The organism is Serratia sp. 2880STDY5682894 (assembly GCF_001537385.1).
Classification (GTDB): domain Bacteria; phylum Pseudomonadota; class Gammaproteobacteria; order Enterobacterales; family Enterobacteriaceae; genus Serratia; species Serratia nevei.
Map to the genome: position 1 here is coordinate 73,380 of NZ_FCJA01000012.1, position 24,636 is coordinate 98,015.

The 24,636-nt window shown below is 59.9% G+C and carries 26 protein-coding genes; 16 read left to right on the forward strand and 10 right to left on the reverse strand.

Annotated features, from left to right (window positions below; all coding sequences use genetic code 11):
- The gene (locus tag AWX27_RS21855; RefSeq protein WP_060425001.1) at positions 1-1,101 is read left to right on the forward strand and encodes a glycosyltransferase; all 1,101 of its coding nucleotides are present in this window, start codon (positions 1-3) and stop codon (positions 1,099-1,101) included.
- A 44-nt stretch (positions 1,102-1,145) separates the two neighbouring features.
- Here AWX27_RS21855 and AWX27_RS21860 read toward each other — a convergent pair whose 3' ends face one another.
- Positions 1,146-2,159 (reverse strand): glycosyltransferase family 9 protein, encoded by a 1,014-nt coding sequence (locus AWX27_RS21860; protein WP_049201837.1) that lies wholly within the window; start codon positions 2,157-2,159, stop codon positions 1,146-1,148.
- Between the two features lie 125 nt (positions 2,160-2,284).
- On the opposite strand from AWX27_RS21860, the gene waaA reads away from it, so the two are divergent.
- The 3 genes from waaA to coaD are packed head-to-tail and all read left to right on the forward strand — an operon-like array spanning position 2,285 to position 4,825.
- Positions 2,285-3,562 carry a lipid IV(A) 3-deoxy-D-manno-octulosonic acid transferase gene (gene waaA, locus AWX27_RS21865; protein ID WP_025304695.1) on the forward strand — a complete coding sequence of 426 codons (1,278 nt, stop codon included), beginning with the start codon at positions 2,285-2,287 and terminating at the stop codon, positions 3,560-3,562.
- Positions 3,563-4,336, forward strand: a complete 774-nt coding sequence (locus AWX27_RS21870; protein WP_038872579.1) for a glycosyltransferase family 2 protein — start codon at positions 3,563-3,565, stop codon at positions 4,334-4,336. It abuts the gene before it with no gap.
- 3 nt (positions 4,337-4,339) lie between these two features.
- Positions 4,340-4,825 carry a pantetheine-phosphate adenylyltransferase gene (gene coaD / locus AWX27_RS21875; RefSeq protein ID WP_004931181.1) on the forward strand — a complete coding sequence of 162 codons (486 nt, stop codon included), beginning with the start codon at positions 4,340-4,342 and terminating at the stop codon, positions 4,823-4,825.
- A gap of 3 nt (positions 4,826-4,828) precedes the next feature.
- Here the strand turns inward: coaD and mutM are convergent, their stop codons facing one another.
- The 4 genes from mutM to radC all read right to left on the reverse strand — a co-directional run bounded on the left by mutM (position 4,829) and on the right by radC (position 7,087).
- Positions 4,829-5,644, reverse strand: a complete 816-nt coding sequence (gene mutM / locus AWX27_RS21880) for a bifunctional DNA-formamidopyrimidine glycosylase/DNA-(apurinic or apyrimidinic site) lyase (protein WP_004931185.1) — start codon at positions 5,642-5,644, stop codon at positions 4,829-4,831.
- Between the two features lie 81 nt (positions 5,645-5,725).
- A complete protein-coding gene (gene rpmG, locus AWX27_RS21885; protein ID WP_002442576.1) occupies positions 5,726-5,893 on the reverse strand; it encodes a 50S ribosomal protein L33 in 168 nt (55 codons plus the stop codon).
- Positions 5,894-5,904: 11 nt separating this feature from the next.
- Positions 5,905-6,141, reverse strand: coding sequence for a 50S ribosomal protein L28 (rpmB, locus tag AWX27_RS24780; RefSeq protein ID WP_004931195.1), 237 nt, complete (start codon positions 6,139-6,141; stop codon positions 5,905-5,907).
- 262 nt (positions 6,142-6,403) lie between these two features.
- Complete coding sequence (radC, locus tag AWX27_RS21890; RefSeq protein ID WP_025304698.1) at positions 6,404-7,087, reverse strand: RadC family protein; 684 nt, start codon at positions 7,085-7,087, stop codon at positions 6,404-6,406.
- A gap of 183 nt (positions 7,088-7,270) precedes the next feature.
- Between radC and coaBC the strand changes: the two genes are divergently transcribed.
- From coaBC to slmA, 3 genes are all read left to right on the forward strand, one after another.
- On the forward strand, positions 7,271-8,488 hold the full coding sequence (gene coaBC / locus AWX27_RS21895) for a bifunctional phosphopantothenoylcysteine decarboxylase/phosphopantothenate--cysteine ligase CoaBC (RefSeq protein WP_049201884.1): 1,218 nt from the start codon (positions 7,271-7,273) through the stop codon (positions 8,486-8,488).
- Entirely contained in the window at positions 8,466-8,924 is a 459-nt protein-coding gene (gene dut / locus AWX27_RS21900) for a dUTP diphosphatase (protein WP_016929680.1), read from the forward strand. The genes coaBC and dut overlap by 23 nt, the downstream gene beginning before the upstream one ends.
- A gap of 251 nt (positions 8,925-9,175) precedes the next feature.
- Positions 9,176-9,772: a nucleoid occlusion factor SlmA gene (slmA, locus tag AWX27_RS21905; RefSeq protein ID WP_004931203.1), complete on the forward strand. Its 597-nt coding sequence runs from the start codon at positions 9,176-9,178 to the stop codon at positions 9,770-9,772.
- Positions 9,773-9,803: 31 nt separating this feature from the next.
- Here the strand turns inward: slmA and pyrE are convergent, their stop codons facing one another.
- Together pyrE and rph are read right to left on the reverse strand one after the other, a co-directional pair.
- Positions 9,804-10,445 carry an orotate phosphoribosyltransferase gene (gene pyrE / locus AWX27_RS21910; RefSeq protein WP_004931204.1) on the reverse strand — a complete coding sequence of 214 codons (642 nt, stop codon included), beginning with the start codon at positions 10,443-10,445 and terminating at the stop codon, positions 9,804-9,806.
- Between the two features lie 96 nt (positions 10,446-10,541).
- The gene (gene rph, locus AWX27_RS21915; RefSeq protein WP_025160305.1) at positions 10,542-11,258 is read right to left on the reverse strand and encodes a ribonuclease PH; all 717 of its coding nucleotides are present in this window, start codon (positions 11,256-11,258) and stop codon (positions 10,542-10,544) included.
- Between the two features lie 126 nt (positions 11,259-11,384).
- Here rph and AWX27_RS21920 point away from each other — a divergent pair, with 126 nt between their 5' ends.
- Positions 11,385-12,248 carry a YicC/YloC family endoribonuclease gene (locus AWX27_RS21920; protein WP_015379441.1) on the forward strand — a complete coding sequence of 288 codons (864 nt, stop codon included), beginning with the start codon at positions 11,385-11,387 and terminating at the stop codon, positions 12,246-12,248.
- Positions 12,249-12,303: 55 nt separating this feature from the next.
- Here the strand turns inward: AWX27_RS21920 and AWX27_RS21925 are convergent, their stop codons facing one another.
- The gene (locus AWX27_RS21925; protein WP_060425004.1) at positions 12,304-12,693 is read right to left on the reverse strand and encodes a hypothetical protein; all 390 of its coding nucleotides are present in this window, start codon (positions 12,691-12,693) and stop codon (positions 12,304-12,306) included.
- 360 nt (positions 12,694-13,053) lie between these two features.
- Here AWX27_RS21925 and AWX27_RS21930 point away from each other — a divergent pair, with 360 nt between their 5' ends.
- The gene (locus tag AWX27_RS21930) at positions 13,054-14,238 is read left to right on the forward strand and encodes a NupC/NupG family nucleoside CNT transporter (protein ID WP_004931212.1); all 1,185 of its coding nucleotides are present in this window, start codon (positions 13,054-13,056) and stop codon (positions 14,236-14,238) included.
- 34 nt (positions 14,239-14,272) lie between these two features.
- Here the strand turns inward: AWX27_RS21930 and AWX27_RS21935 are convergent, their stop codons facing one another.
- Positions 14,273-14,707, reverse strand: coding sequence for a DUF3574 domain-containing protein (locus AWX27_RS21935; RefSeq protein ID WP_060425005.1), 435 nt, complete (start codon positions 14,705-14,707; stop codon positions 14,273-14,275).
- Between the two features lie 253 nt (positions 14,708-14,960).
- Between AWX27_RS21935 and AWX27_RS21940 the strand changes: the two genes are divergently transcribed.
- From AWX27_RS21940 to recG, 6 genes are all read left to right on the forward strand, one after another.
- Positions 14,961-15,578: a trimeric intracellular cation channel family protein gene (locus AWX27_RS21940; protein ID WP_025304704.1), complete on the forward strand. Its 618-nt coding sequence runs from the start codon at positions 14,961-14,963 to the stop codon at positions 15,576-15,578.
- Positions 15,579-15,789: 211 nt separating this feature from the next.
- The gene (gene gmk / locus AWX27_RS21945) at positions 15,790-16,413 is read left to right on the forward strand and encodes a guanylate kinase (protein ID WP_004931218.1); all 624 of its coding nucleotides are present in this window, start codon (positions 15,790-15,792) and stop codon (positions 16,411-16,413) included.
- A gap of 54 nt (positions 16,414-16,467) precedes the next feature.
- Positions 16,468-16,743, forward strand: coding sequence for a DNA-directed RNA polymerase subunit omega (rpoZ, locus tag AWX27_RS21950; protein ID WP_004931221.1), 276 nt, complete (start codon positions 16,468-16,470; stop codon positions 16,741-16,743).
- Between the two features lie 18 nt (positions 16,744-16,761).
- Positions 16,762-18,873 (forward strand): bifunctional GTP diphosphokinase/guanosine-3',5'-bis pyrophosphate 3'-pyrophosphohydrolase, encoded by a 2,112-nt coding sequence (spoT, locus tag AWX27_RS21955; RefSeq protein WP_019452189.1) that lies wholly within the window; start codon positions 16,762-16,764, stop codon positions 18,871-18,873.
- A 5-nt stretch (positions 18,874-18,878) separates the two neighbouring features.
- On the forward strand, positions 18,879-19,574 hold the full coding sequence (gene trmH / locus AWX27_RS21960) for a tRNA (guanosine(18)-2'-O)-methyltransferase TrmH (RefSeq protein ID WP_060425007.1): 696 nt from the start codon (positions 18,879-18,881) through the stop codon (positions 19,572-19,574).
- Positions 19,571-21,652, forward strand: coding sequence for an ATP-dependent DNA helicase RecG (gene recG / locus AWX27_RS21965; RefSeq protein ID WP_060425010.1), 2,082 nt, complete (start codon positions 19,571-19,573; stop codon positions 21,650-21,652). Before trmH ends, recG begins: the two co-directional genes overlap by 4 nt.
- Positions 21,653-21,694: 42 nt before the next feature.
- On the opposite strand, the gene gltS is transcribed toward recG, so the two are convergent.
- Positions 21,695-22,906: a sodium/glutamate symporter gene (gene gltS / locus AWX27_RS21970; protein WP_038872558.1), complete on the reverse strand. Its 1,212-nt coding sequence runs from the start codon at positions 22,904-22,906 to the stop codon at positions 21,695-21,697.
- A 240-nt stretch (positions 22,907-23,146) separates the two neighbouring features.
- On the opposite strand from gltS, the gene AWX27_RS21975 reads away from it, so the two are divergent.
- Complete coding sequence (locus AWX27_RS21975; protein WP_019452186.1) at positions 23,147-24,547, forward strand: nucleobase:cation symporter-2 family protein; 1,401 nt, start codon at positions 23,147-23,149, stop codon at positions 24,545-24,547.
- Positions 24,548-24,636 lie beyond the last annotated feature (89 nt).

Consider the following 24,636-nt stretch of genomic DNA (forward strand, 5'->3'; position numbering starts at 1 on the left):
ATGCGTATTCTGATGATCATCGACGGCCTGCCGGGAGGCGGCGCGGAAAAAGTGGTGCTGACCCTGTGCCAGGGCATGCAGCAACAGGGGCATGACGTCAGTCTGATCTCGCTGCGCGACGTCTGCAATTACCCTATCCCGTCAGGCATTGATTATCAGGTGGTGGCCGATCGCAGCCGTGCCCCCTGGCGCAAGCTGACCGAGCTGCCGCGCCGCGCCGCCGCGCTGGATCGGGCAATAGCCGAACACGAGCGCCAACGCGGCGCGTTCGATCTGGTGTTCTCCAATCTGCATAAAACCGATCGCATCGTCAGCCGCAGCAAGCGGTTGGCCGCGGATCGCCTGTGGTTCTGCATTCACGGCATTCTCTCCACCTCCTATCTCGGCCACCGCAAGGGCCTGGATCGCTGGCTGAAGCAGCGCAAAATCGCCAACGTTTACCAAGGGAGAAATATCGTCGCCGTTTCACGGGCGGTTGGCGACGATCTGCAGCAGAACTTGCCGATTCGCCCACGCCGGCTGGCGGTCATCAACAACCCGTTCGACATCGACGCCATCCAGCAACAGGCGGCGGCGCCTTGCGAACTGGCTGGCCAGGACTATCTGGTGCACGTCGGCCGCTTTCACACCGCCAAGCGGCATGACCGTCTGCTGAAAGCCTATGCGCACTCGGGCATTCAGGCACCGCTGGCCTTGATAGGCACCGGGAATGATGCCAGAGTCGCCGAGGTCAAACGTCTGGCGACAGAGCTGGGCATCGCAGAGCGCGTGCTATTCCTCGGTTTCCAGGCCAATCCCTACCCGTTTATTCGCCATGCTTCGCTGCTGGTGCTCAGCTCCGACAGCGAAGGGTTTGGTAACGTGCTGGTGGAATCGCTGCTGTGCGGCACGCCGGTGGTCAGCACTCGCTGCCCGGGCGGCCCTGCGGAAATTCTGGAAAAAGCTGGCATGGCTAACGCGCTGGCGGAATTAAACGAAGCGTCGCTGGCAGAAAAAATGGCGGAAATTTACGCCAATCCGCCGCAGATAAATCAACAGCAATTGCTGAGTTATGGGCTGGAGCCTATTTGCCGTCAATATATTGAGCTGAAAGAAAAATAATAGAGAAATAAATAAGGCAGGGGATACCTGCCTTATTTTATTCGTTAGCTGAGCGCCTGCATTTTCTGCCAAACCTCATCGACAGAAACATCTTCACAGTGCCCCGACTCACTCTGCAAAATATGATGACGGCCGGTCCATGGATGCCAGGAGGCTTTATCGGTATCGCCAAAGAACACCACCATGTCCTTATTCAGCGCGGCGGCAAGATGCATCTGCCCACCGTCGCTGCACAGCACCCGGTCGCATAAATCGAACCCGCCCAACAGCTCGCGCACCGAGGCCGTCGGATAAAGCGCGACGCGTTCGTTTTGGCACAGCGCCAACAGCTGTTCGGCGCGCTGCTGGTCGCCGATGTCGTCCGGCGCCAGCGTGCCCTGCGGCGACCAGAAGATCAGCACACCGGTGTGGGGATCGGCAACCAGACGGTTGATGATTTCGGCATAGCGTTCAACCGGCCAACGCCTTTTCGGGCTGCGGCTGCTGATGTGCACGGCGCATACGCGCTCGACCGGTGGCAGACGCTCCTGTAGCCGTTGCGCCGCCAATTGCCGCTCTTCAGGCGTCAGAAACACCCGCACCGGCGGGATCGGAATGGATTGATCGGTTATCGCCGATAAATAGCTGTAGGTATGTTCGACCTGATGTTGACCGTGGAAATCGTCCTTGCGGAACGGGCGATGGATATCTTTCGTGCCCAAATCGGCGCCGATGATATGAGTGGCGCCGGCCATTTTCGCTAAACGCAGGCTGTATTTGCAAGGCACCGGGTTGGCCAGAATGACCGCATCGAACTTTATTTTTCGCAGCTTCAGGAAGATCATCAAGCGTTCGAAATAAACGCCCAACGTCGTTTCATTTTTCGCCTTGTGCTTGGCCTTTTTATAGACAAAGACTTTCTCGAGATGAGGATTGTTTTTAACAACGTCCTGGCTGACTTTATTGATCAGCAGATAAACTTTAGCGTCCGGATAGGCAATTTTCACCCCTTCAATCAGAGGCGTGGTGCAAACAAGATCGCCGATGTTGTCGCGGCGAATAATTAAAATATTCTTCATTCCGAGCCTGTCGGCGAAATCGCTCGCCGGTTGTCTGAAACTGACACCCAAGGTTACCAAATTAGCGCCTTTCCCTTCCAGTTATGGTACTATTCCGAATAACCCATATAAATGAAATTGATAGAATGTTGCTGCGTTTATATCAGGTACTACTCTACCTCATCCAACCCCTGATCTGGCTCCGCTTACTGCTGCGCAGCCGCAAAGCTCCAGCCTACCGTAAACGCTGGGCGGAACGCTATGGCTTCTGCGCCGGGAAAGTCGTGCCAGGCGGCATCATGCTGCATTCTGTCTCCGTCGGCGAAACGCTGGCGGCCATCCCGTTGGTACGGGCACTGCGCCACCGTTACCCCGCTTTGCCGATAACTGTGACCACAATGACCCCAACAGGTTCAGAACGCGTCCAGTCCGCTTTCGGCAAAGACGTACATCATGTCTATCTGCCCTACGATCTGCCCGGTTCCATGAACCGCTTCCTCGACCAGGTGAATCCCAAGCTGGTGATCATCATGGAAACCGAGCTGTGGCCTAACCTGATTAACGCGCTGCATCAGCGGCAGATCCCCCTGGTGATCGCCAATGCGCGCCTGTCGGCCCGCTCCGCCGCCGGCTATAAGAAAATTGGCGGGTTCATGCGCGATATGCTGCGCCGCATTACGCTGATCGCCGCACAGAACCAGGAAGACGGCGATCGGTTTATCGAACTGGGCCTGAAGCGCTCGCAGCTGGCCGTAACCGGCAGCCTGAAGTTCGATATCTCCGTCACCCCGGAACTGGCCGCCCGCGCCGTTACGCTGCGTCGCCAATGGGCGCCGCGCCGCCCGGTGTGGATCGCTACCAGCACCCATGACGGTGAAGAAACCATCCTGCTGGAAGCACACCGCAAACTGCTGGAAAAACACCCCGACCTGCTGCTGATCCTGGTGCCGCGTCACCCGGAACGCTTCCCGACCGCCAAAGAGCTGGTGCAGAAGGCCGGCTTCAGCTACACCCTGCGCAGCAGCGGCGAAATCCCGTCCGGCAGCACCCAGGTGGTGATCGGCGATACCATGGGCGAGCTGATGCTGCTGTACGGCATCGCCGATCTGGCCTTTGTCGGCGGCAGTCTGGTGGAACGCGGCGGGCACAACCCGCTGGAAGCCGCCGCGCACGCCATCCCGGTGCTGATGGGCCCGCATACCTTCAACTTCAAAGACATCTGCGCCAAGCTCTCGCAGGCCGAAGGCCTGATCACCGTGACCGACGTGGATTCGCTGGTGAAGGAAGTGGAAACCCTGCTGACCGACGAAGACTACCGGCGCTACTACGGCCGCCATGCGGTGGAAGTGTTGTATCAGAATCAGGGAGCGTTGCAGCGCCTGCTGCAGCTGCTGGAACCGCACCTGCCGCCCCGGAGTCACTGAATGAGCAGCCGCAAAAGCCTGTCGGTGGTGATGATCGCCAAAAACGAAGCCGGGCTGTTGCCGGACTGTCTGCGTTCGGTCGAATGGGCCGATGAAATCATCGTGCTGGACTCCGGCAGCGAGGACGACAGCGTCGCCGTCGCCGAAGGCCTGGGCGCCAAAGTCTTCACGCACACCGACTGGCAAGGGTTCGGCAAGCAGCGTCAGCTGGCGCAAAGCTATGCCAGCCATGACTACGTTTTGATGATCGACGCCGACGAACGCGTCACGCCCGAGCTGCGGCAATCCATCGAGCGGGTGTTGAATGCGCCGGACGACGGCGCCGTCTACAGCTGTGCGCGGCGCAACCTGTTTCTAGGCCGCTTCATGCGCCACAGCGGCTGGTATCCCGACCGCGTCAACCGCCTGTACGCCAACCAACGCTATCGTTATAACGACGATCTGGTGCACGAATCGCTGAACATCGGCGGCGCCAAAGTGATCCCCCTCAGCGGTGATATGCTGCACCTGACCTGCCGCGACTTCTTCGCCTTCCAGCGCAAACAGCTGCGCTACGCCGAAGAGTGGGCCACGCAGCGCCACCGGGCCGGCAAGCGCTGCGGCTATCTGTCTATCCTGACCCATACGCTCGGCGCCTTCGTCAAAACCTGGCTGCTGCGCGCCGGCTTCCTGGATGGCAAACAGGGGTTGCTGTTAGCGGTGGTCAACGCGCAATATACCTTCAATAAATATGCCGCATTATGGGCATTGGGCCGCAACTACTCAGAGAAGTGAATCATGACCAGCAAAGCCATCTATCCCGGGACCTTCGATCCCATGACCAACGGCCACCTGGATTTAGTGACGCGCGCGTCACTGATGTTCGATCACGTGATTCTGGCCATCGCCGCCAGCCCGAGTAAAAAGCCGCTGTTCAGCCTGGATGAACGCGTGGCGTTGGCGACGCAGGTCACCTCGCATCTGGACAATGTGGAAGTGCTGGGCTTCAGCGAGCTGATGGCGCACTTCGCCGCTCACCAAAATGCCAATATCCTGGTGCGCGGCCTGCGTGCGGTGTCTGACTTTGAATACGAATTGCAGCTGGCGAACATGAACCGCCATTTGATGCCGACGCTGGAAAGCGTGTTCCTGATGCCTTCCGAAGAATGGTCGTTCATCTCCTCCTCACTGGTGAAGGAGGTCGCCCGTCACGGCGGCGATATCGCACCTTTCCTGCCTGACGTGGTCACCCAGGCGCTGATGGCGAAGCTCGCCGCCGAGTGATGCTCAGCGCTGGCAGCGGCGGCAAAAGAAGGTGCTGCGCTGCCCGTGCTTGGCGGATTCGATCGGCGTGCCGCACGCGCGGCACGGTTCTCCCGCCCGCCCGTAAACCTGCAGCTCCTGTGCGAAATACCCCGGTTTGCCGTCCGACTGCAAAAAGTCGCGCAATGTCGTGCCGCCCTGCTCGATAGAACGCTGCAACACCGCCTTGATGGTCTTCACCAGCAGTTCCGCTTCGGCTTTGCTCAAGGATCCCGCCGGACGATCGGGCAAGATCCCGGCGCTGAACAGCGATTCGCTGGCGTAAATATTGCCGACCCCGACCACCAGCTTGTTATCCATCAGCCACGGTTTAATCAACGTGCGCTTATTGCGTGATTTTTCATACAGGTAGTCGCCGTTGAACGCTTCGCTCAGCGGTTCCGGCCCCAGGTGCGCCAACACGCTGCTGGTCGCCAAATCTTCGCACCACAGCCAGGCGCCGAAACGGCGCGGATCGGTATAGCGCAGGATCATGCCGTTGCTGATCACCAGATCGACGTGGTCGTGTTTGCCGGCTTCATCTTCGTTTTCCTCGCGCAGCATGCGCAAGCTGCCCGACATGCCCAGGTGCACGATAATCCAACCGTTCTCCAGCTCGATCAGCAGGTATTTAGCCCGGCGCTGCACGCTGAGCACCGGCCGATCGCTCAGCGTCAGGATCTGCTCGGAAACCGGCCAGCGCAGGCGCGCGTTGCGCACCACCGCATACTGAATGCTGTGGCCGACAAGATAAGGCTCTATACCGCGTCTGCTCGTCTCAACTTCCGGTAATTCAGGCATCTGGCTTCCCCTCCGACGTTTTCTACCCTTTATAAAACAAAAAACCCGGCCAAGGCCGGGTTTTTCATTAATCCACTAAAATTATTTAATTTTAGCTTCTTTGTATACTACGTGCTGACGGACAACTGGATCGAATTTCTTCAGTTCCAATTTTTCCGGCTTAGTACGCTTGTTCTTCGTGGTGGTATAGAAGTGACCAGTACCAGCAGAAGAAACCAGCTTGATCTTCTCGCGAACACCTTTAGCCATGATTCAGTTCCTTAATACTTCTCACCACGGGCACGCAGATCGGCCAGAACCGTCTCAATACCCTTCTTATCGATAACACGCATACCTTTAGCAGATACACGCAGAGTTACAAAGCGCTTCTCAGCCTCAACCCAAAAACGGTGTGAGTGCAGGTTAGGCAGAAAACGGCGTTTGGTCGCGTTCATTGCGTGGGAACGGTTGTTACCGCTCACCGGGCGCTTGCCAGTAACTTGGCAGACTCGGGACATGTCTATTCTCCAAAAATCAAATCAGCTCGAGCTTCGTATAGGGTATGGCCGCCTCGTCAGGCTTTTAGAGCCCATCTCAGCAAACTTCATACTGAGGAGACTCTCGTCATCAGGTAGAAACCACACATCAGGTCAGAAACCTGCTGAGATAGGCTCTTGCGCCAAACCCAAGATTCTCAAAGGTGGCGTAGTATACGCTCTGAAGCGTAAGTGCTCAAGTCCCGAACAGCTAAAGATCCCACAAGGATCGCGAAAAAATCGCTTAAAGCCATCCGCGCTCGGCAAAAGAGACGCATTCACCCCGACCGATCACCAAATGATCAAGCACTCGGATCTCCAATAACTGACAGGCTTTCACCACCTGTTCCGTTATCAAACGGTCGGCATGACTGGGTTCAGCCTTACCCGAAGGGTGATTATGCGCGAGAATCAGCGCGGCGGCATTAGCCTTCAACGCTTCACGCACAATTTCTCTCGGGTAGACGACGACGCTGCTGATGGTACCAGCAAACATCTCCTGATGGCGAATAACCCGGTGCTGATTGTCTAAAAACAATACCAAAAAGACCTCACGCTCGCGATGCGCCAGCAGGCTTTGCAGATAATGCTGGGTGACGCGCGGATTGAGCATGGCGTTTTCCTGCGACAAATGGCTGGAAAAGAAGCGCAGCGCCAGCTCGGCAATCGCCTGCAGCTGCGTATAGCTGGCGTCCCCCAGGCCTTTTTGGCTGCAAAAAGCCTGATGATCGGCCGACATCAGGTGATAAAGCGAGCCGAACCGGCGCAGCAGCTGCTCCGCCAGCTGCATCACGTGCACGCCGGGCAGCCCGGTACGCAAAAAAATGGCCAACAGTTCTGCGTCGGACAGCGCCGCCGCCCCCTGCATCAACAGCTTTTCACGCGGCGCCAGCGCGCCCGGCCAGCACGCCACAATCGGGTTGCTCATCGTGTTCCTCCCTGAAAGGGCTACAGCATGCCATGTGCTGCCCGGCACGTTCGACAGGTGTTTGATAACATTGCGAAGTGTTTCGCAAAGCACAATGTAACGCCCTGCAGCCATTGCGGAATCGCTCACCTGAACGGCGGATATGCTAAAATGGCGCATCTTTCGGCTTTAAATCGGACAATGATGATGACGGGACTTTCCGGCAAACATATTGTGCTTGGCATCAGCGGCGGCATCGCCGCCTACAAATGCCCAGAGCTGGTGCGCCGCCTGCGCGACAGGGGCGCAGAAGTGCGCGTGGTGATGACCCACGCCGCCAAGGCGTTCATTACGCCACTGACGCTGCAGGCCGTTTCCGGCTACCCGGTGTCCGACGATCTGTTGGATCCCGCCGCCGAAGCCGCCATGGGCCACATCGAGCTCGGCAAGTGGGCGGATCTGGTGATTCTGGCGCCGGCGACCGCCGATCTGCTGGCGCGCGTCGCCGCCGGCATGGCCAACGATCTGTTGACCACCGTCTGCCTGGCGACCGACGCCCCTATCGCCGCCGCCCCGGCCATGAACCAGCAGATGTATCGCGCCGCCGCCACGCAGGCCAACCTGCAAACGCTGCAGGCGCGCGGCATGCTGCTCTGGGGGCCGGACAGCGGCAGCCAGGCCTGTGGCGACGTCGGCCCGGGCCGCATGCTGGATCCGCTGGACATCGTCGACCTGGCGAACGCGCATTTCTCCGCCCCGCAGGATCTGCAACATTTACAGGTTATGATCACCGCCGGCCCGACGCGTGAGGCGCTGGATCCGGTACGTTTCATCAGCAATCACAGCTCCGGCAAAATGGGCTTCGCCATTGCCCGCGCCGCCGCCGCCCGCGGCGCGCAGGTGACGCTGATCGCCGGGCCGGTCAGCCTGCCGACGCCGCCATCGGTCACCCGAGTGGACGTCACCAGTGCGCTGGAGATGGAGCAGGCGGTGCAACAGCGCGCCGCGCAGCAGCAGATTTTCATCTCCTGCGCCGCCGTGGCCGATTACCGCCCCGAGCAGATCGCCGATGAAAAAATAAAAAAACAGGGTGATGAAATCGTCCTCAAGATGGTAAAAAACCCCGATATCGTCGCCGGCGTGGCGGCGATGACCAAAAATCGACCGTTTGTCGTGGGGTTTGCCGCCGAAACCCAGAATGTGGAAGAATACGCGCGGCAAAAACTGGCGCGTAAGAAGCTGGATTTGATTTGCGCTAACGATGTATCGCTTGCAGAGCACGGGTTCAACAGCGACACCAATGCCCTGCATCTTTTTTGGCAGGATGGAGAAAAGCGCCTGGCGCTGAGCGACAAGGCACTCCTTGGCCAACGTTTAATAGACGAGATAGTCAGCCGTTATGATGAAAAAAATCGACGTTAAGATCCTCGACCCGCGCATCGGTCAGGATTTCCCGCTACCGACCTACGCCACGCCGGGCTCCGCCGGTCTCGACCTGCGCGCCTGCCTGGACAGCGCGGTGGAGCTGGCGCCGGGTGAAACCACGCTGTTGCCTACCGGCCTCGCGATCCACATCGCCGACGCTGGCCTGGCGGCGGTGATCCTGCCGCGCTCCGGCCTGGGCCACAAGCACGGCGTCGTGCTGGGCAACCTGGTCGGCCTGATCGACTCCGATTATCAGGGCCAGCTGATGGTGTCCGTTTGGAACCGCGGCCAGAAACACTTCACCATCGAGCCGGGCGAACGTATCGCGCAGATGGTCTTCGTGCCGGTGGTGCAGGCCGAATTCAACCTGGTGGAAGAGTTCGACAGCAGCGAGCGCGGCGAAGGTGGCTTCGGTCACTCGGGGCGCCACTAAGCGCCACCCAATGCACGATGGCCGGCAGGGAAACGTCGCCTGAACCTTGCCTTTCCGGGGAGAAGGATGTCTCTGCGGCAAGGTTTTACCGCGACAATTGCAGCGCACACCAGGCAGCGCGGAAAAAGGCCGTTAAGGCCGCTGACCCCAGCATCGTAAAAAAGCTATCACATAAGCCGCACAGAGCCTGCTCTGCAGCGGCCGGTGCGCGGGTTTCCGTCAGTTAAGTTTTAGCAAGGGTCTAATCAGACATGGCAGAAAAAGAAAAGACGAAAAGGAATCGGCGCGAGGAAATATTGCAGGCGTTAGCCCAGATGCTGGAGTCCAGCGACGGCAGCCAACGCATCACCACCGCCAAGCTCGCCGCGAACGTGGGTGTTTCTGAAGCTGCGCTGTATCGGCATTTCCCCAGCAAGACACGGATGTTCGACAGCCTGATCGAGTTTATCGAAGACAGCCTGATCACCCGCATCAACCTGATCTTGCAGGACGAGAAAGAGACGTTTAATCGTCTGCGCCTGATTTTACTGCTGATTCTGGGCTTTGCGGAACGCAACCCGGGGCTGACGCGCATCATGACCGGCCACGCGCTGATGTTTGAACAGGATCGCCTGCAGGGCCGCATCAACCAGCTGTTCGAACGCATCGAGGCGCAGCTGCGCCAGGTGTTGAAAGAGCGTAAATTGCGCGAAGGCAAAGGCTTTATCGTCGATGAAACGCTGCTGGCGAGCCAGCTGCTGGCCTTCTGCGAAGGCATGTTGTCGCGCTATGTGCGTTCGGAATTCCGCTATCGCCCAACGCAGGAATTTGACGCCCGCTGGCCGCTGTTGGCGGCCCAGCTGCAATAAAGATAACGCCGGGCATGCCCGGCGTTTTTACTTACACCCCGTACTGCTCGCGGTAAGCGCGCACCGCCGCCAGGTGGTCCGCCATTTCCGGTTTCTCTTCCAGATAGGCGATCAGGTCCTTCAGCGTCACGATTGAAATCACCTTGCAGTGATAGTCGCGTTCCACTTCCTGAATGGCGGAGATATCCGCGCGGCCGCGTTCCTGACGGTCGAGGGAGATCAGCACGCCCGCCAGCGAAGCGCCGCTGGCGCCGATGATTTCCATCGACTCGCGGATCGCGGTGCCGGCGGTGATCACATCGTCTACCAACATCACGCGCCCCTGCAGCGGGCTGCCTACCAGCGAACCGCCTTCGCCGTGGGTCTTGGCTTCCTTGCGGTTAAAGCAGTAAGGCACGTCGCGCTCATGGTGTTCCGCCAACGCCACCGCCGTAGTGGTGGCAATAGGAATACCTTTATAGGCCGGGCCAAACAGCAGGTCGAAATCGATGCCGGAGTCCATCAGGGCTTCGGCGTAGAAGCGCCCCAACAGCGCAAGATCGCGCCCGGTATTAAACAGGCCGGCATTGAAGAAATACGGGCTGGTGCGGCCGGACTTCAGGGTGAACTCGCCGAATTTCAATACCTGCTTGTTAAGCGCGAACTCGATAAACTGGCGCTGATAGGCTTTCATTACTGCTTCTCCTCGTCTGAATCTGCTTGGGTCTTGTCATTACTGCCGCCCGATCGTCGGGCATAAAAAAGGCGACTTCTCAGTCGCCTTAAAAAATCAGTCCGCCAGCGCCGCTTTCTGCGCCTGGAAGATGGTTTCGATGCCCCCTCGGGCCAGCGCCAATAGCGCCAACAGCTCATCGTGGCTGAACGGCTCGCCTTCGGCGGTACCCTGCACTTCAATCATGCGGCCATCTTCCATCATCACTACGTTCATGTCGGTTTCCGCCGCGGAATCCTCCACATACTCCAGATCGCACAGCGCTTCGCCATTGACGATGCCGACGGAAACCGCCGCCACCATGCCCTTCATCGGGTTGGCTTTCAGCTTGCCGTTGGCCACCAGCGTGTTCAGCGCATCGGCCAGCGCCACGCAGGCGCCGGAGATGGAGGCGGTGCGGGTACCGCCGTCGGCCTGCAGTACGTCGCAGTCGAGGGTGATGGTGAATTCACCGAGCTTTTTCAGATCCACCGCGGCGCGCAGCGAGCGCGCGATCAGGCGCTGGATCTCCAGCGTGCGGCCACCCTGCTTGCCTTTGGCGGCTTCACGGGCATTGCGGCTGTGGGTGGAGCGCGGCAGCATACCGTACTCGGCGGTGATCCAACCTTGCCCCTGGCCTTTCAGGAAGCGCGGAACGCCCTCTTCTACCGTGGCGGTGCACAAGACTTTGGTATCGCCAAACTCAACCAGCACTGAACCTTCAGCGTGTTTGGTATAGTGACGGGTCAGTGTCAGGGGGCGAACTTGCTGTGGTGCTCTGCCTGCAGGACGCATGGGCTCTCTCCGGCTTCAAATCAACTATTGGCTGCGCATTATACGGGCTTCGTGACGTAATGCCTATCCTGCCCGCAGCCGCGACGCTATAATCGCCCCATCTTTTCCTATTACGGGTACGCATCAATGATCCGCAGCATGACCGCCTACGCCCGGCGTGAAATCAAGGGTGAATGGGGCAGCGCAGCCTGGGAGCTGCGTTCCGTTAACCAGCGCTACTTAGAAACCTACATCCGCCTGCCGGAACAATTCCGCAGCCTGGAGCCGGTGATCCGTGAACGTATCCGTGGCCGCCTGACCCGCGGCAAAGTCGAATGCAACCTGCGTTTCGAACTGGATCCAAGCGCGCAAAGCTCGCTGATCCTGAACGAAAAACTGGCCAAACAGCTGGTTGAAGCCGCCAACTGGGTGAAAATGCAGAGCGACGAAGGGGAAATCAACCCGATCGACGTGCTGCGCTGGCCGGGCGTGATGTCCGCGCAGGAGCAGGATCTGGACGCCATCAGCGCCGAGCTGATGCAGGCGCTGGACGGCGCGCTGGATGACTTCATCGTCGCACGCGAAAGCGAAGGCGCCGCGCTGAAAACGCTGATTGAACAACGCCTCGACGGCGTCAGCGCCGAAGTGGTCAAAGTGCGCGCCCAGATGCCGAACATCCTGCAATGGCAGCGCGAACGCCTGGTCAGCAAGCTGGAAGAGGCGCAGGTACAGCTGGAAAACACCCGCCTGGAGCAGGAGCTGGTGCTGATGGCGCAGCGCATCGACGTCGCCGAAGAGCTGGACCGTCTGGAAGCGCACGTGAAAGAGACGCACAACATCCTGAAGAAGAAAGAAGCCGTCGGCCGCCGCCTCGACTTCATGATGCAGGAGTTCAACCGCGAATCGAACACCCTGGCCTCCAAGTCGATCAATGCCGACGTCACCGCTTCCGCCATCGAGCTGAAAGTGCTGATCGAGCAAATGCGCGAGCAGATCCAGAACATCGAGTGATCCTGCCCCGCACGCCATCAAGCCCGCGCCAAGCGGGCTTTTTTATGGCTGCAGCTCAGCGATAAGCGGCCACCTGCTCTTCGCCCATCAGCCCCATTTTCTGCAGCTGCACCGCAATGCTCCAGGTTGAGCGTTCAAACTCATCGCTCAGCGCTTCCAGCGTCGCCCCGGCCGCATGGCTCTCGCGCAACCTCAGCTTTTCTTCTTCCGGCCAAGGGAAGTAGGCATTGGCCGGCCGCCCCTCGGCCAGATTCTTCTGCCGCTTCTCCTCCGGCGTCAGCCGGGCTTTTTTCTGCAGTTCGGCTTCACCGTCGAACTCGTTGGCCAACGCGAACAGCAGGCGGATAGCCTCCGGCGCGCAGGCCGCCGAAGCCGGTCTCAACAGCTCACCGGTGTCGGGATTAACCCCGTTGGCCAGCGCCCTGAGCAACGTGCCGGTATTCATTGTTCGCCTCCTTATCCGAGAAGATGCGCCGGTCGTGGCGCCTTGTTCAGGCATTTTTCTTTGCCTCCCTCGAGAAAACCACGCTTTACGCCATGAAAAAGCACCAGTTGCGAGCCAGATTCCAGGCGTTTGCACGCGAGTGACAGTGATTGCATCAGGTTGCGAGCCGGCAGGCCCCTGGGGAACCGGCTCACCGGGAAGCTTATGAAAAACTGCCGGACAGCGCGTGTGGATGACATTTGGCAAGATATCCCGCATGCCATAAGTATTTTGTTCTAATTATCACGCAAGGTAATGAAAGGACGTCGATGCTGTGGCTAAATGTGTTTTTTCTCTGCCCGTGAACCGTACGGACCGTTTATGCCACAAATTCTGCAATTTATTATGGCTCTGGTGGTGATCATCGCCCTGGCGCTGCTGGTCAGCAATAATCGCAAGAAAATCCGCCTGCGCTATATCATCCAGCTGCTGGTGATCGAAGGCGCGCTGGCCTATTTCTTCCTGCACTCCGCCAGCGGGCTCAGCGTGATCAAACACGTCGCCGGCTTCTTCGACACCCTGCTCGCCTACGCCGCCCAAGGATCGGAGTTCGTGTTCGGCGGCATGAGCAAGGATGGCCTGGCGTTCATCTTCCTCGGCGTTTTGTGCCCTATCATCTTTATTTCCGCCCTGATCGGCATTTTGCAGCATTTCCGCATCCTGCCGCTGATCATCCGCCTGGTCGGCACCCTGCTATCCAAGGTCAACGGCATGGGCAAGCTGGAGTCGTTCAACGCCGTCAGCACGCTGGTGCTGGGGCAGTCGGAGAACTTCATCGCCTATAAAGGCATCATCGGCGATATCTCGCCGCGCCGCATGTACACCATGGCCGCGACCGCCATGTCGACGGTATCGCTCTCCATCGTCGGCGCCTACATGTCGATGATCGACGCGCAGTACGTGGTGGCGGCATTGATCCTTAATATGTTCAGCACCTTCATCATTCTGTCGATCATCAACCCGTATCAGGTCGAAGACGAGCCGGAGCTGAAGCTGAACAAACTGCATGAAGATCAGAGCTTCTTCGAAATGTTGGGCGAGTACATTCTGGCCGGCTTCAAGATTGCGATGATCATCGCGGCGATGCTGATCGGCTTTATCGCGCTGATCTCCGCCGTCAATGCGCTGTTCTCCGCGGTGCTCGGCATCAGCTTCCAGCAGATCCTCGGCTATGTGTTCTATCCGCTGGCCTGGCTGATCGGCATCCCGGCGGAGGAGGCCCTGAAGGCGGGCAGCATCATGGCGACCAAGCTGGTGGCCAACGAATTCGTGGCGATGATTGAGCTGAAGAAAATCGCGGCGGAGCTGTCGCCGCGCGGGCTAGGTATTCTGTCGGTGTTCCTGGTGTCGTTCGCCAACTTCGCCTCCATCGGCATCGTCGCCGGCGCCATCAAGGGGCTGAACGAGCAGCAAGGCAACGTAGTTTCCCGTTTTGGCCTGAAGCTGGTTTATGGCTCGACGCTGGTGAGCCTGCTGTCAGCGGCCATCGCCGGCCTGGTGCTGTAATCCCCACTCCCGGCCGCATGGCCGGGAGTTCGCTTTAAAACGCCACGCACACCGGCGCATCCACCCGCATCACCGAATCCTGCGCAAACTGCTGCTTATAGCCGCTGCGCAGCGCCTCGATATTCGCCTCGCTCTCTTTGCCCGGCGCATGGATCAACAGCAGCGCCTTGCTGTTCTCGCGCGCCAGCTTGCCGTCGTGGCCCAGCCACTGCCCTTTGGCATCAAAGACCGTCAGCCCGTCTTTAAAACGCGGCGTCACCTGGCTGTCGACGAAGGTTTGCCACTCGGCGGCGGTGATCGCCGGCCCCGCCGGGCGATTCAGGCCGAAGTAGAGCGTTGTTTGCATCATCGGATCGCCGGTGTGGCAAGCCGGAGCGGGTGACACAGCCTGATGGCCTGGCGCCACGCAGCCGCTCAGCAGCAGGGCGGCCACCACGGCGCCGGCGGCCAGTTTCGGGGAGTATTTCATCTGCAGTCTCGGTTTCTCGGTTGAAGGATTAGCTGCAAAAAGCATAGTCAGCGATGGAAACCAGCGCGAAATTTCTAATGCTTTTATCAACAGCCAGATGTTAAAAAAGGCTGGTTATCGGCAATAAAAACGGATTTTGGATTAGCTAAATTAATCCGAAACACCATCAGTGAAAAAAACTCAGTGGCGCGCGCCATCGGCGGCGATTACCCTGCCGGCCATCATTCTGACGCAAGTACGCTGTGAATCCCTTATGTTACTGAGCATCCTTTATATCATCGGCATCACCGCCGAAGCCATGACCGGCGCGCTGGCGGCCGGCCGCCGCCAAATGGACATGTTCGGCGTGATCATCATCGCTTCGGTCACGGCGATCGGCGGCGGGTCGGTGCGCGATATGCTGCTCGGGCATTTTCCATTGGGCTGGGTCAAACACCCGGAATACATCGTCATCGTCGCGATAGCGGCGATCGTCACCACCTGGGTGGCCCCCCTGATGCGCCATCTGCGCCGCCTGTTCCTGGTGCTCGACGCCGTCGGCCTGATCGTCTTCTCCATCATCGGCGCGCAGGTGGCGCTGGATATGGGGCACAGCGCGATTATCGCCGCCATCGCCGCGGTGATCACCGGCGTCTTCGGCGGGGTGCTGCGCGATATGTTCTGCAACCGTATCCCGCTGGTTTTCCAGAAAGAGATCTACGCCGGCATCTCCTTCAGCGCCGCCTGGCTGTATATCGGCCTGCAGCACCTCAGCCTGCCGCACAATCTGGTGGTGATCCTCACGCTGGTCGCCGGCCTGAGCGCGCGCCTGATCGCCCTGCGCTTCCGCCTCGGCCTGCCGGTGTTCAACTACCAGCATCCGGATCACTGATCTCGGGGCGGCAACGCGCCGCCGCCGAGGCCAAAACAGCTGAAATGTTGCCCTTCGACGCGCAAATTCGCTCATTCGCCGCTTTTTCCGCGCAAAGCGGCGGGCAAAATGCGAGCTAACGCTGCACCCGGCGCGTTAGCCGTGTATACTGTGCGGAGAAAATACACATCCGCTGTTATTGGCATATCAACCGTTATCAACGAACATCATCATGGCTCAAGGCACGCTTTATATTGTCTCTGCTCCCAGTGGCGCAGGTAAATCAAGTCTGATTCAGGCTTTGTTAAAGACGCAACCGCTGTACGACACGCAGGTTTCGGTTTCGCACACCACGCGCGACAGCCGCCCGGGTGAAAATCACGGCGAACACTATTTCTTCGTCTCGAAAGACGAATTCCGCCGGATGATCGAGCAGGACGCGTTTCTTGAGCACGCCGAAGTGTTCGGCAACTATTACGGCACCTCGCGCGCCGCCATCGAACAAGTGTTGGCGACCGGCGTAGACGTGTTTCTGGATATCGACTGGCAGGGCGCGCAGCAAATCCGCGCCAAAATGCCGCAGGCGCGCAGCATCTTCATTCTGCCGCCGTCGAAGGAAGAACTGGGCCGCCGCCTGCGCGGGCGCGGGCAGGATTCCGAAGAGGTGATCGCCAAGCGCATGGCTCAGGCCGTGGCGGAAATGACGCATTATGCGGAGTACGATTACCTGATTGTGAACGATGATTTCGATCTGGCGCTGTCCGATCTGAAGACCATCATTCGCGCCGAACGCCTGCGTTTGGGCCGCCAGTTGCTGCGGCATGACGCTTTAATCAGCAAACTATTGGCAGACTGAAGGCAGTTTCAGTATCATGCCCAGTCTTTTCGTCACCTGTGGAGTAGCACAAATATGGCACGCGTAACTGTTCAAGACGCTGTAGAGAAAATTGGTAACCGTTTTGACCTGGTGTTGGTCGCTGCTCGTCGGGCGCGTCAGATCCAGACCGGCGGCAAAGATGCACTGGTTCCGGAAGAGAACGACAAGTACACCGTTATCGCCCTGCGCGAAATCGAAGAAGGCCTGATCACCAGCCAGATCCTCGACGTGCGTGAGCGCCAGGAGCAGCAAGAGCAGGAGGCCGCAGAGATTCAAGCGGTTACCGCGATTGCTGAAGGTCGTCGTTAATTAGACTGCGAGTCCGCCTTGTACCTGTTTGAAAGCCTGAATCTGCTGATTCAACGTTACCTGCCCGAGGAGCAGATTAAGCGCCTCAAACAGGCATACCTCGTCGCGCGCGACGCGCACGAGGGCCAGACACGCTCCAGCGGTGAGCCTTACATTACTCACCCGGTCGCCGTGGCCTGCATTCTGGCGGAAATGCGTCTCGATCACGAGACGCTGATGGCGGCATTGCTGCACGACGTCATCGAAGACACCCCAGCCACCTATCAAGATATGGAACAGCTGTTCGGCAAGAGCGTCGCCGAACTGGTTGAGGGCGTCTCCAAGCTCGACAAGCTGAAGTTCCAGGACAAGAAAGAAGCGCAGGCGGAAAACTTCCGCAAGATGATCATGGCGATGGTGCAGGATATCCGCGTCGTGCTGATCAAGCTGGCCGACCGTACGCACAACATGCGCACCCTCGGTTCGCTGCGCCCCGACAAACGCCGGCGCATCGCGCGTGAAACCCTGGAAATCTACAGCCCGCTCGCCCACCGTCTGGGTATTCATCACCTGAAGACCGAGCTGGAAGAGCTGGGCTTCGAGGCGCTGTACCCGAACCGTTATCGCGTGATCAAGGAAGTGGTGAAAGCCGCGCGCGGCAACCGCAAAGAGATGATTCAAAAAATCCTCTCCGAGATCGAAGGGCGGCTGACCGAAGCCGGCATCGCCTGTCGCGTCAGCGGGCGGGAAAAACACCTCTACTCCATCTACCTCAAGATGCACCTCAAAGAACAGCGTTTCCATTCCATCATGGATATCTACGCGTTCCGGGTGATCGTGAAAGAGGTCGATACCTGCTACCGCGTGCTCGGCCAGGTGCATAGCCTGTACAAACCGCGCCCGGGGCGAGTGAAAGATTACATCGCCATTCCCAAGGCCAACGGCTATCAATCGCTGCATACCTCGCTGATCGGCCCGCACGGCGTGCCGGTCGAAGTGCAGATCCGCACCGAAGACATGGATCAGATGGCTGAGATGGGGGTGGCCGCGCACTGGGCTTACAAGGAAAGAGAACAGGGCGAAACCGGCACCACGGCGCAGATCCGCGCCCAGCGCTGGATGCAAAGCCTGCTGGAGCTGCAGCAAAGCGCCGGCAGTTCGTTTGAATTTATCGAGAGCGTCAAATCCGATCTGTTCCCGGATGAGATTTACGTTTTCACCCCGGAAGGCCGCATCGTCGAGCTGCCCGCCGGCGCCACGCCGGTCGATTTCGCCTATGCGGTGCATACCGATATCGGCCATGCCTGCGTCGGCGCGCGCGTCGATCGTCAGCCATATCCGCTGTCGCAGTCGCTGACCAGCGGCCAGACCGTCGAGATCATCACCGCACCGGGCGCGCGGCCCAACGCCGCCTGGCTGAACTTCGTGGTCAGCTCGAAAGCGCGTGCCAAAATTCGCCAGATGCTGAAGAATCTCAAGCGCGACGACTCCGTTGGCCTCGGCCGCCGTCTGCTCAACCACGCGTTGGGCGGCAGCCGCAAGCTGGCCGAAATCCCGCAGGAAAACATTCAGCACGAGCTGGACCGCATGAAGCTGGCGACGCTGGACGATCTGCTGGCGGAAATCGGCCTCGGCAACGCCATGAGCGTGGTGGTGGCGAAGAACCTGCAGGGCGATCAGTCCAGCCTGGGCGCTTCCTCCGGCGTGCGTAACCTGGCCATCAAGGGCGCCGACGGGGTGTTGATCACCTTCGCCAAGTGCTGCCGTCCGATTCCGGGCGACCCGATTATCGCTCACGTCAGCCCGGGCAAAGGGCTGGTGATCCACCATGAATCCTGCCGCAATATTCGCGGCTATCAGAAAGAGCCTGAGAAGTTCATGGCGGTCGAGTGGGATAAAGAGACCGAGCAGGAGTTCATCGCCGAGATCAAGGTGGACATGTTCAACCACCAGGGCGCGCTGGCCAACCTGACGGCGGCGATCAACGCGGCCGAGTCCAATATTCAGAGCCTGAACACCGAAGAGAAAGACGGTCGGGTTTATAGCGCCTTTATCCGCTTGACCACCCGCGATCGCATCCATTTGGCAAACATTATGCGTAAAATCCGTATCATGCCGGATGTGATCAAAGTTAACCGCAACCGAAACTAGCGCTTATGAGTCCTGAACGCTATGCGCGGATTTGTGAAATGCTCGCGACCCGGCAGCCGGATTTGACGGTCTGCCTGGAGCAAGTGCACAAACCGCATAACGTCTCCGCCATTATCCGCACCGCCGACGCCGTCGGCGTGCATCAGGTCCACGCCGTGTGGCCCACCACCCGCATGCGCACCCTGGTTTCCTCCGCCGCCGGCAGCAACAGTTGGGTCAGCGTCAAAACCCATCGCTCCATCGGCGACGCGGTCGGTCACCTGAAAGCGCAGGGCATGCAAATTCTGGCCACCAATCTGTCTGCACGCGCGGTCGATTTCCGCGAGGTGGATTACACCCGGCCCACCTGCGTGCTGCTCGGCCAGGAAAAAACCGGCATCACCGAAGAAGCGCTGGCGCTGGCCGATCAGGACATCGTCATTCCGATGATCGGCATGGTGCAATCGCTCAACGTCTCCGTGGCCTCGGCGCTGATCCTGTATGAAGCGCAGCGCCAGCGGCAGAACGCCGGCCTGTATCGCCGCGACAACAGCATGCTGGATGAAGAAGAGCAGCAGCGTCTGCTGTTCGAAGGTGGCTACCCGGTGCTGGCCAACGTGGCCAAGCGCAAAGGGCTGCCACGCCCGCAGATTGACGAGCAGGGCCAGGTGATCGCCAGCGCCGAATGGTGGGCGGCCATGCAGGCGACGGTGCGCAAATGAAAGGCCGCCTGCTGGATGCTGTCCCACTCACCACGCTTTCCGGGGTTGGCGCCAGCCAGGCGGGCAAACTGGCCAAGCTTGGCCTCGAGACCATTCAGGATCTGCTGCTGCACCTGCCGCTGCGCTACGAAGACCGCACTCGCCTCTACCCGATCAACGATCTGCTGCCGGGCATCTACGCCACGGTAGAAGGAGAAGTGCTGCGCAGCGACATTAGCTTCGGCCGCCGCCGCATGCTGACCAGCCAGATCAGCGACGGTACCGGCATCCTCACCATGCGGTTCTTCAACTTCAACGCCGCGATGAAGAACAGCCTGGCCACCGGCCGCCGCGTGACCGCCTACGGCGAGATCAAACGCGGCAACCACGGCGCGGAGATCATCCATCCGGAATACCGCATTCAGGGCGAAGCCAGCGAAGTCGAGCTGCAGGAGTCGCTGACGCCGGTCTACCCCACCACCGAAGGGGTGCGGCAAGCCACGCTGCGCAAGCTGACCGATCAGGCGCTGGAGCTGCTGGATACCTGCGCCATCGCCGAACTGCTGCCGTCGGAGCTGAGCGGCGGCCTGATGAGCCTGCCGCAGGCGCTGCACACCCTGCATCGCCCGCCGCCGGACATCCAGCTGGCGGATCTGGAGCTGGGCAAACACCCGGCGCAAAAACGCCTGATCCTCGAAGAGCTGCTGGCGCATAACCTCAGCATGCTGGCGGTGCGCGCCGGCGCCCAGAGTTACCAGGCGCAGCCGCTGCTGCCAGACGATCGGCTGAAAAACCGTTTTCTCGCCCAGCTGCCGTTCTCGCCGACCGGCGCGCAAACGCGCGTGGTGGCCGACATCGAAGCCGATATGCAAAAAGACTTCCCGATGATGCGACTGGTGCAGGGCGACGTCGGCTCCGGCAAAACGCTGGTGGCGGCGCTGGCGGCGCTGCGCGCTATCGCGCACGGCAAGCAGGTGGCGCTGATGGCGCCGACCGAGCTGCTGGCCGAGCAGCACGCCAACAATTTCCGCCAGTGGTTCGAACCGCTGGGGCTGGAGGTCGGCTGGCTGGCCGGCAAACAGAAAGGCAAGGCGCGCATCGCGCAGCAGGAGGCCATCGCCAGCGGTCAGGTGTCGATGGTGGTCGGCACCCACGCCATCTTCCAGGAGCAGGTGCAATTTAACGGCCTGGCGCTGGTGATCATCGATGAGCAGCACCGCTTCGGGGTGCATCAGCGGCTGGCGCTGTGGGAGAAAGGCGAAGAACAGGGCTTCCACGCCCATCAGCTGATCATGACCGCCACGCCGATCCCACGCACGCTGGCGATGACCGCCTATGCCGATCTCGATACCTCGGTCATCGACGAGCTGCCGCCGGGCCGCACGCCGGTGACCACCGTCGCCATTCCCGATACCCGCCGCGCCGACATCATTCAACGGGTGAAGAGCGCCTGTCTGGAAGAGGGGCGGCAGGCTTACTGGGTGTGCACGCTGATCGAAGAGTCCGAACTGCTGGAAGCGCAGGCGGCGGAAGCCACCTGGGAAGAATTGAAAACCGCGCTGCCGGAGCTGAAGGTGGCGCTGGTGCACGGCCGCATGAAAGCGCAGGAAAAGCAGGCGGTGATGCAGGCGTTTAAACAGGGCGAGCTGCAGCTGTTGGTCGCCACTACGGTGATCGAAGTCGGCGTCGACGTGCCGAACGCCAGCCTGATGATCATCGAAAACCCGGAGCGGCTGGGCCTGGCGCAGCTGCACCAGCTGCGCGGCCGCGTAGGACGCGGCGCCGTGGCCTCACACTGCGTGCTGCTGTACAAAACGCCGCTGAGCAAGACTGCGCAAACGCGCCTGCAGGTGCTGCGCGACAGCAACGACGGCTTCGTCATCGCGCAGCGCGATCTGGAGATCCGCGGCCCGGGCGAGCTGCTGGGCACCCGCCAGACCGGCAGCGCCGAATTCAAGGTGGCGGACCTGCTGCGCGACCAGGCGATGATCCCCGAAGTACAGCGCGTCGCTCGCCATCTCCATCAGCACTATCCGGAGCACGCCCAGGCGCTGATAGAACGCTGGCTGCCGGAGAAGGCACGCTACTCCAACGCATAAAAAAGGGCGCCGCAGGCGCCCTTTTCATTATGACTCGTGATATCACCCCACCGCCGGGAACACCGGCAGCAGCAGATACAGCTTGATGACGATGGCATTGGCGATATCGATAAAGAACGCCCCCACCATCGGTACTACCAAAAACGCCACGTGCGACGGGCCGAAGCGATCGGTGATCGCCTGCATGTTGGCGATCGCCGTCGGCGTGGCGCCCATGCCGAAGCCGCAGTGGCCGGCAGCCAGCACCGCCGCGTCGTAGTTTTTACCCATCACCCGGTAGGTAACGAAGATCGCGTACAGCGCCATGACCAGCGTCTGCACCGCCAGGATCGCCAGCATCGGCAGCGCCAGCGAGGCCAGCTCCCACAGGCGCAGGCTCATCAGTGCCATCGCCAGGAACAGCGACAGGCTGACGTTGCCCAGCACCGATACCGCCCGCTCGAACACGGTATAGAAACCGGTGAAGGCCAACGTGTTGCTGAGGATCACCCCGACGAACAGCACGCAAACGAAGTTCGGCAGTTCAAACACCGTGCCGCTCAGCAGGCCGGCAATCAGCTGCCCCAGGCTCAGACAGATGGCGATCATGGCGATGGTTTCGATCATCACCAGCGAGGTGATCAGGCGACCGCTTTCCGGCTTCTCGAAGCCGCTCGGCTGCACGCTGTCTTCCGGGGTGCCCTCCGGCGTGGAGGAGTGCTTGACCAGATAGCGCGCCACCGGGCCGCCGATCAGACCGCCCAGCACCAGCCCGAAGGTGGCGCAGGCCATGGCGACTTCCGTCGCGTTTTCAAAACCGTAGCGCTCGATGAACAGCTTGCTCCAGGCCGCCCCGGTACCATGCCCGCCCGACAGGGTGATCGACCCGGCGATCAGGCCCATCAGCGGATCCAGCCCCAGCATTTTCGCCATGCCGATACCGATGGCGTTCTGCACGATAAGCAACCCCAGCACCACGAACAGGAACACCACCAGCACCTTGCCGCCGGCGCGCAAACGCGCCAGGTTGGCGTTCAGGCCGATGGTGGCGAAGAAGGCCAGCATCAGCGGGTCCTTCAGCGACATGTCAAAACTGATTTCCCAGTTGACGAGCTTTTTCAGGGCTAACAGCAGGAGAGCCACCAGCAAACCGCCGGCGACGGGAGCAGGAATGGTATATTTTCGCAGCAGAGGAATGGTTCTGACGCACTTGCCCCCGAGGAGCAAAACCAGCGTCGCCGCGACTAACGTGCCATAAGTATCAAGATGAAACATCCAGGTACTCCATGTAAGGGAAAAGATCCAAATAAAAATAATAAGTTATAGAAAACCACTTAGTTTTTAAACTTGATGAGTGCAGGATTAAAAGTAAAAAACGCTGAGATGACAAGAAAAAATGAATGAAAATGCGACATAAGCGAGAAAGTCGGCAACATAATATTTACGCGCAACCGTTTGCTTTTGCGGGGCGGAGCATTAAAATGCCTGCTTTGCCGTATCTGGAAACGCCACACCATGAGCATGTCATCCTCCGAGCTTGATGCCGCGCGCCAAGCCGCCTCAGAACCCCGCGCCAGTGAACTGATTTATCGCCTGGAAGATCGCCCGCCGCTGCCGCAAACGCTGTTTGCCGCCGGCCAGCATCTGCTGGCGATGTTCGTCGCGGTGATCACTCCGGCCCTGCTGATCTGCCAGGCGCTGGGCCTGCCGGCACAGGATACCCAGCACATCATCAGCATGTCGCTGTTCGCCTCCGGTCTGGCTTCCATTCTGCAAATCAAAACCTGGGGGCCGGTGGGTTCCGGGCTGCTGTCGATTCAGGGCACCAGCTTCAACTTCGTTTCGCCGCTGATCATGGGCGGTCTGGCGCTGAAAAACGGCGGCGCCGACGTGCCGACCATGATGGCCGCGCTGTTCGGCACCCTGATGGTCGCTTCCTGCACCGAAATTTTGCTGTCGCGCGTGCTGCATCTGGCGCGCCGCATCATCACCCCGCTGGTTTCCGGCATCGTGGTGATGATCATCGGCCTGTCGCTGATTCAGGTCGGCCTGACCTCGATCGGCGGCGGCTACGCCGCGATGAACGATCACAGCTTCGGCTCGCCGAAAAACCTGCTGCTGGCCGGCGCGGTGCTGGCGGTGATCATCCTGCTGAACCGCCAGCGCAACCCTTATCTGCGCGTGGCTTCGCTGGTGATCGCCATGGCGGTCGGCTATCTGTTGGCCTGGGCGATGGACATGCTGCCCGCCGACGCACCGGCGGCCCCCACGGCGGCGATCACCATCCCCACGCCGCTCTATTACGGCCTGGGCTTCGACTGGAACCTGCTGCTGCCGCTGATGCTGATCTTTATGGTCACCTCGCTGGAAACCATCGGTGACATCACCGCCACCTCCGACGTCTCCGAACAGCCGGTCAGCGGGCCGCTGTACATGAAGCGCCTGAAGGGCGGCGTGCTGGCCAACGGCCTGAACTCGATGCTGTCGGCGGTGTTCAACACCTTCCCCAACTCCTGCTTCGGCCAGAACAACGGCGTGATCCAGCTGACCGGCGTTGCCAGCCGCTACGTCGGCTTCGTGGTGGCGCTGATGCTGATCGCGCTGGGGCTGTTCCCGGCGGTGGCCGGCTTCGTACAGCACATTCCCGAGCCGGTCCTGGGCGGCGCGACCATCGTGATGTTCGGCACCATCGCCGCCTCTGGCGTGCGCATCGTGTCGCGCGAGCGTCTGAACCGCCGCGCCATCATGATCATGGCGCTGTCGCTGGCCGTCGGCATGGGCGTCTCCCAGCAGCCGCTGATCCTGCAGTTCGCGCCGGACTGGCTGAAAACCCTGCTCTCTTCCGGCATCGCCGCCGGCGGTATTACCGCCATCGTGCTGAACCTGGTGTTCCCGCAGGAACACGAGAAAAAGTAACCCGTCCATTGATGTTCAAACGGCCGCTTGCGGCCGTTTTTTATTGTCTATCAGACCATTGCCCTTGAGATGCCCGGCCAATTGCGGCA

Excerpts from the sequence above, each read along its gene's own strand:
- AWX27_RS21930 (WP_004931212.1), top strand. The coding sequence starts at position 13,054 with ATGCCACAAATTCTGCAATTTATTATGGCTCTGGTGGTGATCATCGCC.
- AWX27_RS21935 (WP_060425005.1), bottom strand. The coding sequence starts at position 14,707 with ATGAAATACTCCCCGAAACTGGCCGCCGGCGCCGTGGTGGCCGCCCTG.
- coaD (WP_004931181.1), top strand. The coding sequence starts at position 4,340 with ATGACCAGCAAAGCCATCTATCCCGGGACCTTCGATCCCATGACCAAC.
- AWX27_RS21855 (WP_060425001.1), top strand. The coding sequence starts at position 1 with ATGCGTATTCTGATGATCATCGACGGCCTGCCGGGAGGCGGCGCGGAA.
- coaBC (WP_049201884.1), top strand. The coding sequence starts at position 7,271 with ATGATGACGGGACTTTCCGGCAAACATATTGTGCTTGGCATCAGCGGC.
- recG (WP_060425010.1), top strand. The coding sequence starts at position 19,571 with ATGAAAGGCCGCCTGCTGGATGCTGTCCCACTCACCACGCTTTCCGGG.
- waaA (WP_025304695.1), top strand. The coding sequence starts at position 2,285 with ATGTTGCTGCGTTTATATCAGGTACTACTCTACCTCATCCAACCCCTG.
- trmH (WP_060425007.1), top strand. The coding sequence starts at position 18,879 with ATGAGTCCTGAACGCTATGCGCGGATTTGTGAAATGCTCGCGACCCGG.
- AWX27_RS21860 (WP_049201837.1), bottom strand. The coding sequence starts at position 2,159 with ATGAAGAATATTTTAATTATTCGCCGCGACAACATCGGCGATCTTGTT.
- rpoZ (WP_004931221.1), top strand. The coding sequence starts at position 16,468 with ATGGCACGCGTAACTGTTCAAGACGCTGTAGAGAAAATTGGTAACCGT.
- gmk (WP_004931218.1), top strand. The coding sequence starts at position 15,790 with ATGGCTCAAGGCACGCTTTATATTGTCTCTGCTCCCAGTGGCGCAGGT.
- AWX27_RS21920 (WP_015379441.1), top strand. The coding sequence starts at position 11,385 with ATGATCCGCAGCATGACCGCCTACGCCCGGCGTGAAATCAAGGGTGAA.
- mutM (WP_004931185.1), bottom strand. The coding sequence starts at position 5,644 with ATGCCTGAATTACCGGAAGTTGAGACGAGCAGACGCGGTATAGAGCCT.
- dut (WP_016929680.1), top strand. The coding sequence starts at position 8,466 with ATGATGAAAAAAATCGACGTTAAGATCCTCGACCCGCGCATCGGTCAG.
- AWX27_RS21975 (WP_019452186.1), top strand. The coding sequence starts at position 23,147 with ATGAGCATGTCATCCTCCGAGCTTGATGCCGCGCGCCAAGCCGCCTCA.
- AWX27_RS21925 (WP_060425004.1), bottom strand. The coding sequence starts at position 12,693 with ATGAATACCGGCACGTTGCTCAGGGCGCTGGCCAACGGGGTTAATCCC.
- AWX27_RS21870 (WP_038872579.1), top strand. The coding sequence starts at position 3,563 with ATGAGCAGCCGCAAAAGCCTGTCGGTGGTGATGATCGCCAAAAACGAA.
- slmA (WP_004931203.1), top strand. The coding sequence starts at position 9,176 with ATGGCAGAAAAAGAAAAGACGAAAAGGAATCGGCGCGAGGAAATATTG.
- pyrE (WP_004931204.1), bottom strand. The coding sequence starts at position 10,445 with ATGAAAGCCTATCAGCGCCAGTTTATCGAGTTCGCGCTTAACAAGCAG.
- rpmB (WP_004931195.1), bottom strand. The coding sequence starts at position 6,141 with ATGTCCCGAGTCTGCCAAGTTACTGGCAAGCGCCCGGTGAGCGGTAAC.
- rph (WP_025160305.1), bottom strand. The coding sequence starts at position 11,258 with ATGCGTCCTGCAGGCAGAGCACCACAGCAAGTTCGCCCCCTGACACTG.
- rpmG (WP_002442576.1), bottom strand. The coding sequence starts at position 5,893 with ATGGCTAAAGGTGTTCGCGAGAAGATCAAGCTGGTTTCTTCTGCTGGT.
- AWX27_RS21940 (WP_025304704.1), top strand. The coding sequence starts at position 14,961 with ATGTTACTGAGCATCCTTTATATCATCGGCATCACCGCCGAAGCCATG.
- gltS (WP_038872558.1), bottom strand. The coding sequence starts at position 22,906 with ATGTTTCATCTTGATACTTATGGCACGTTAGTCGCGGCGACGCTGGTT.
- radC (WP_025304698.1), bottom strand. The coding sequence starts at position 7,087 with ATGAGCAACCCGATTGTGGCGTGCTGGCCGGGCGCGCTGGCGCCGCGT.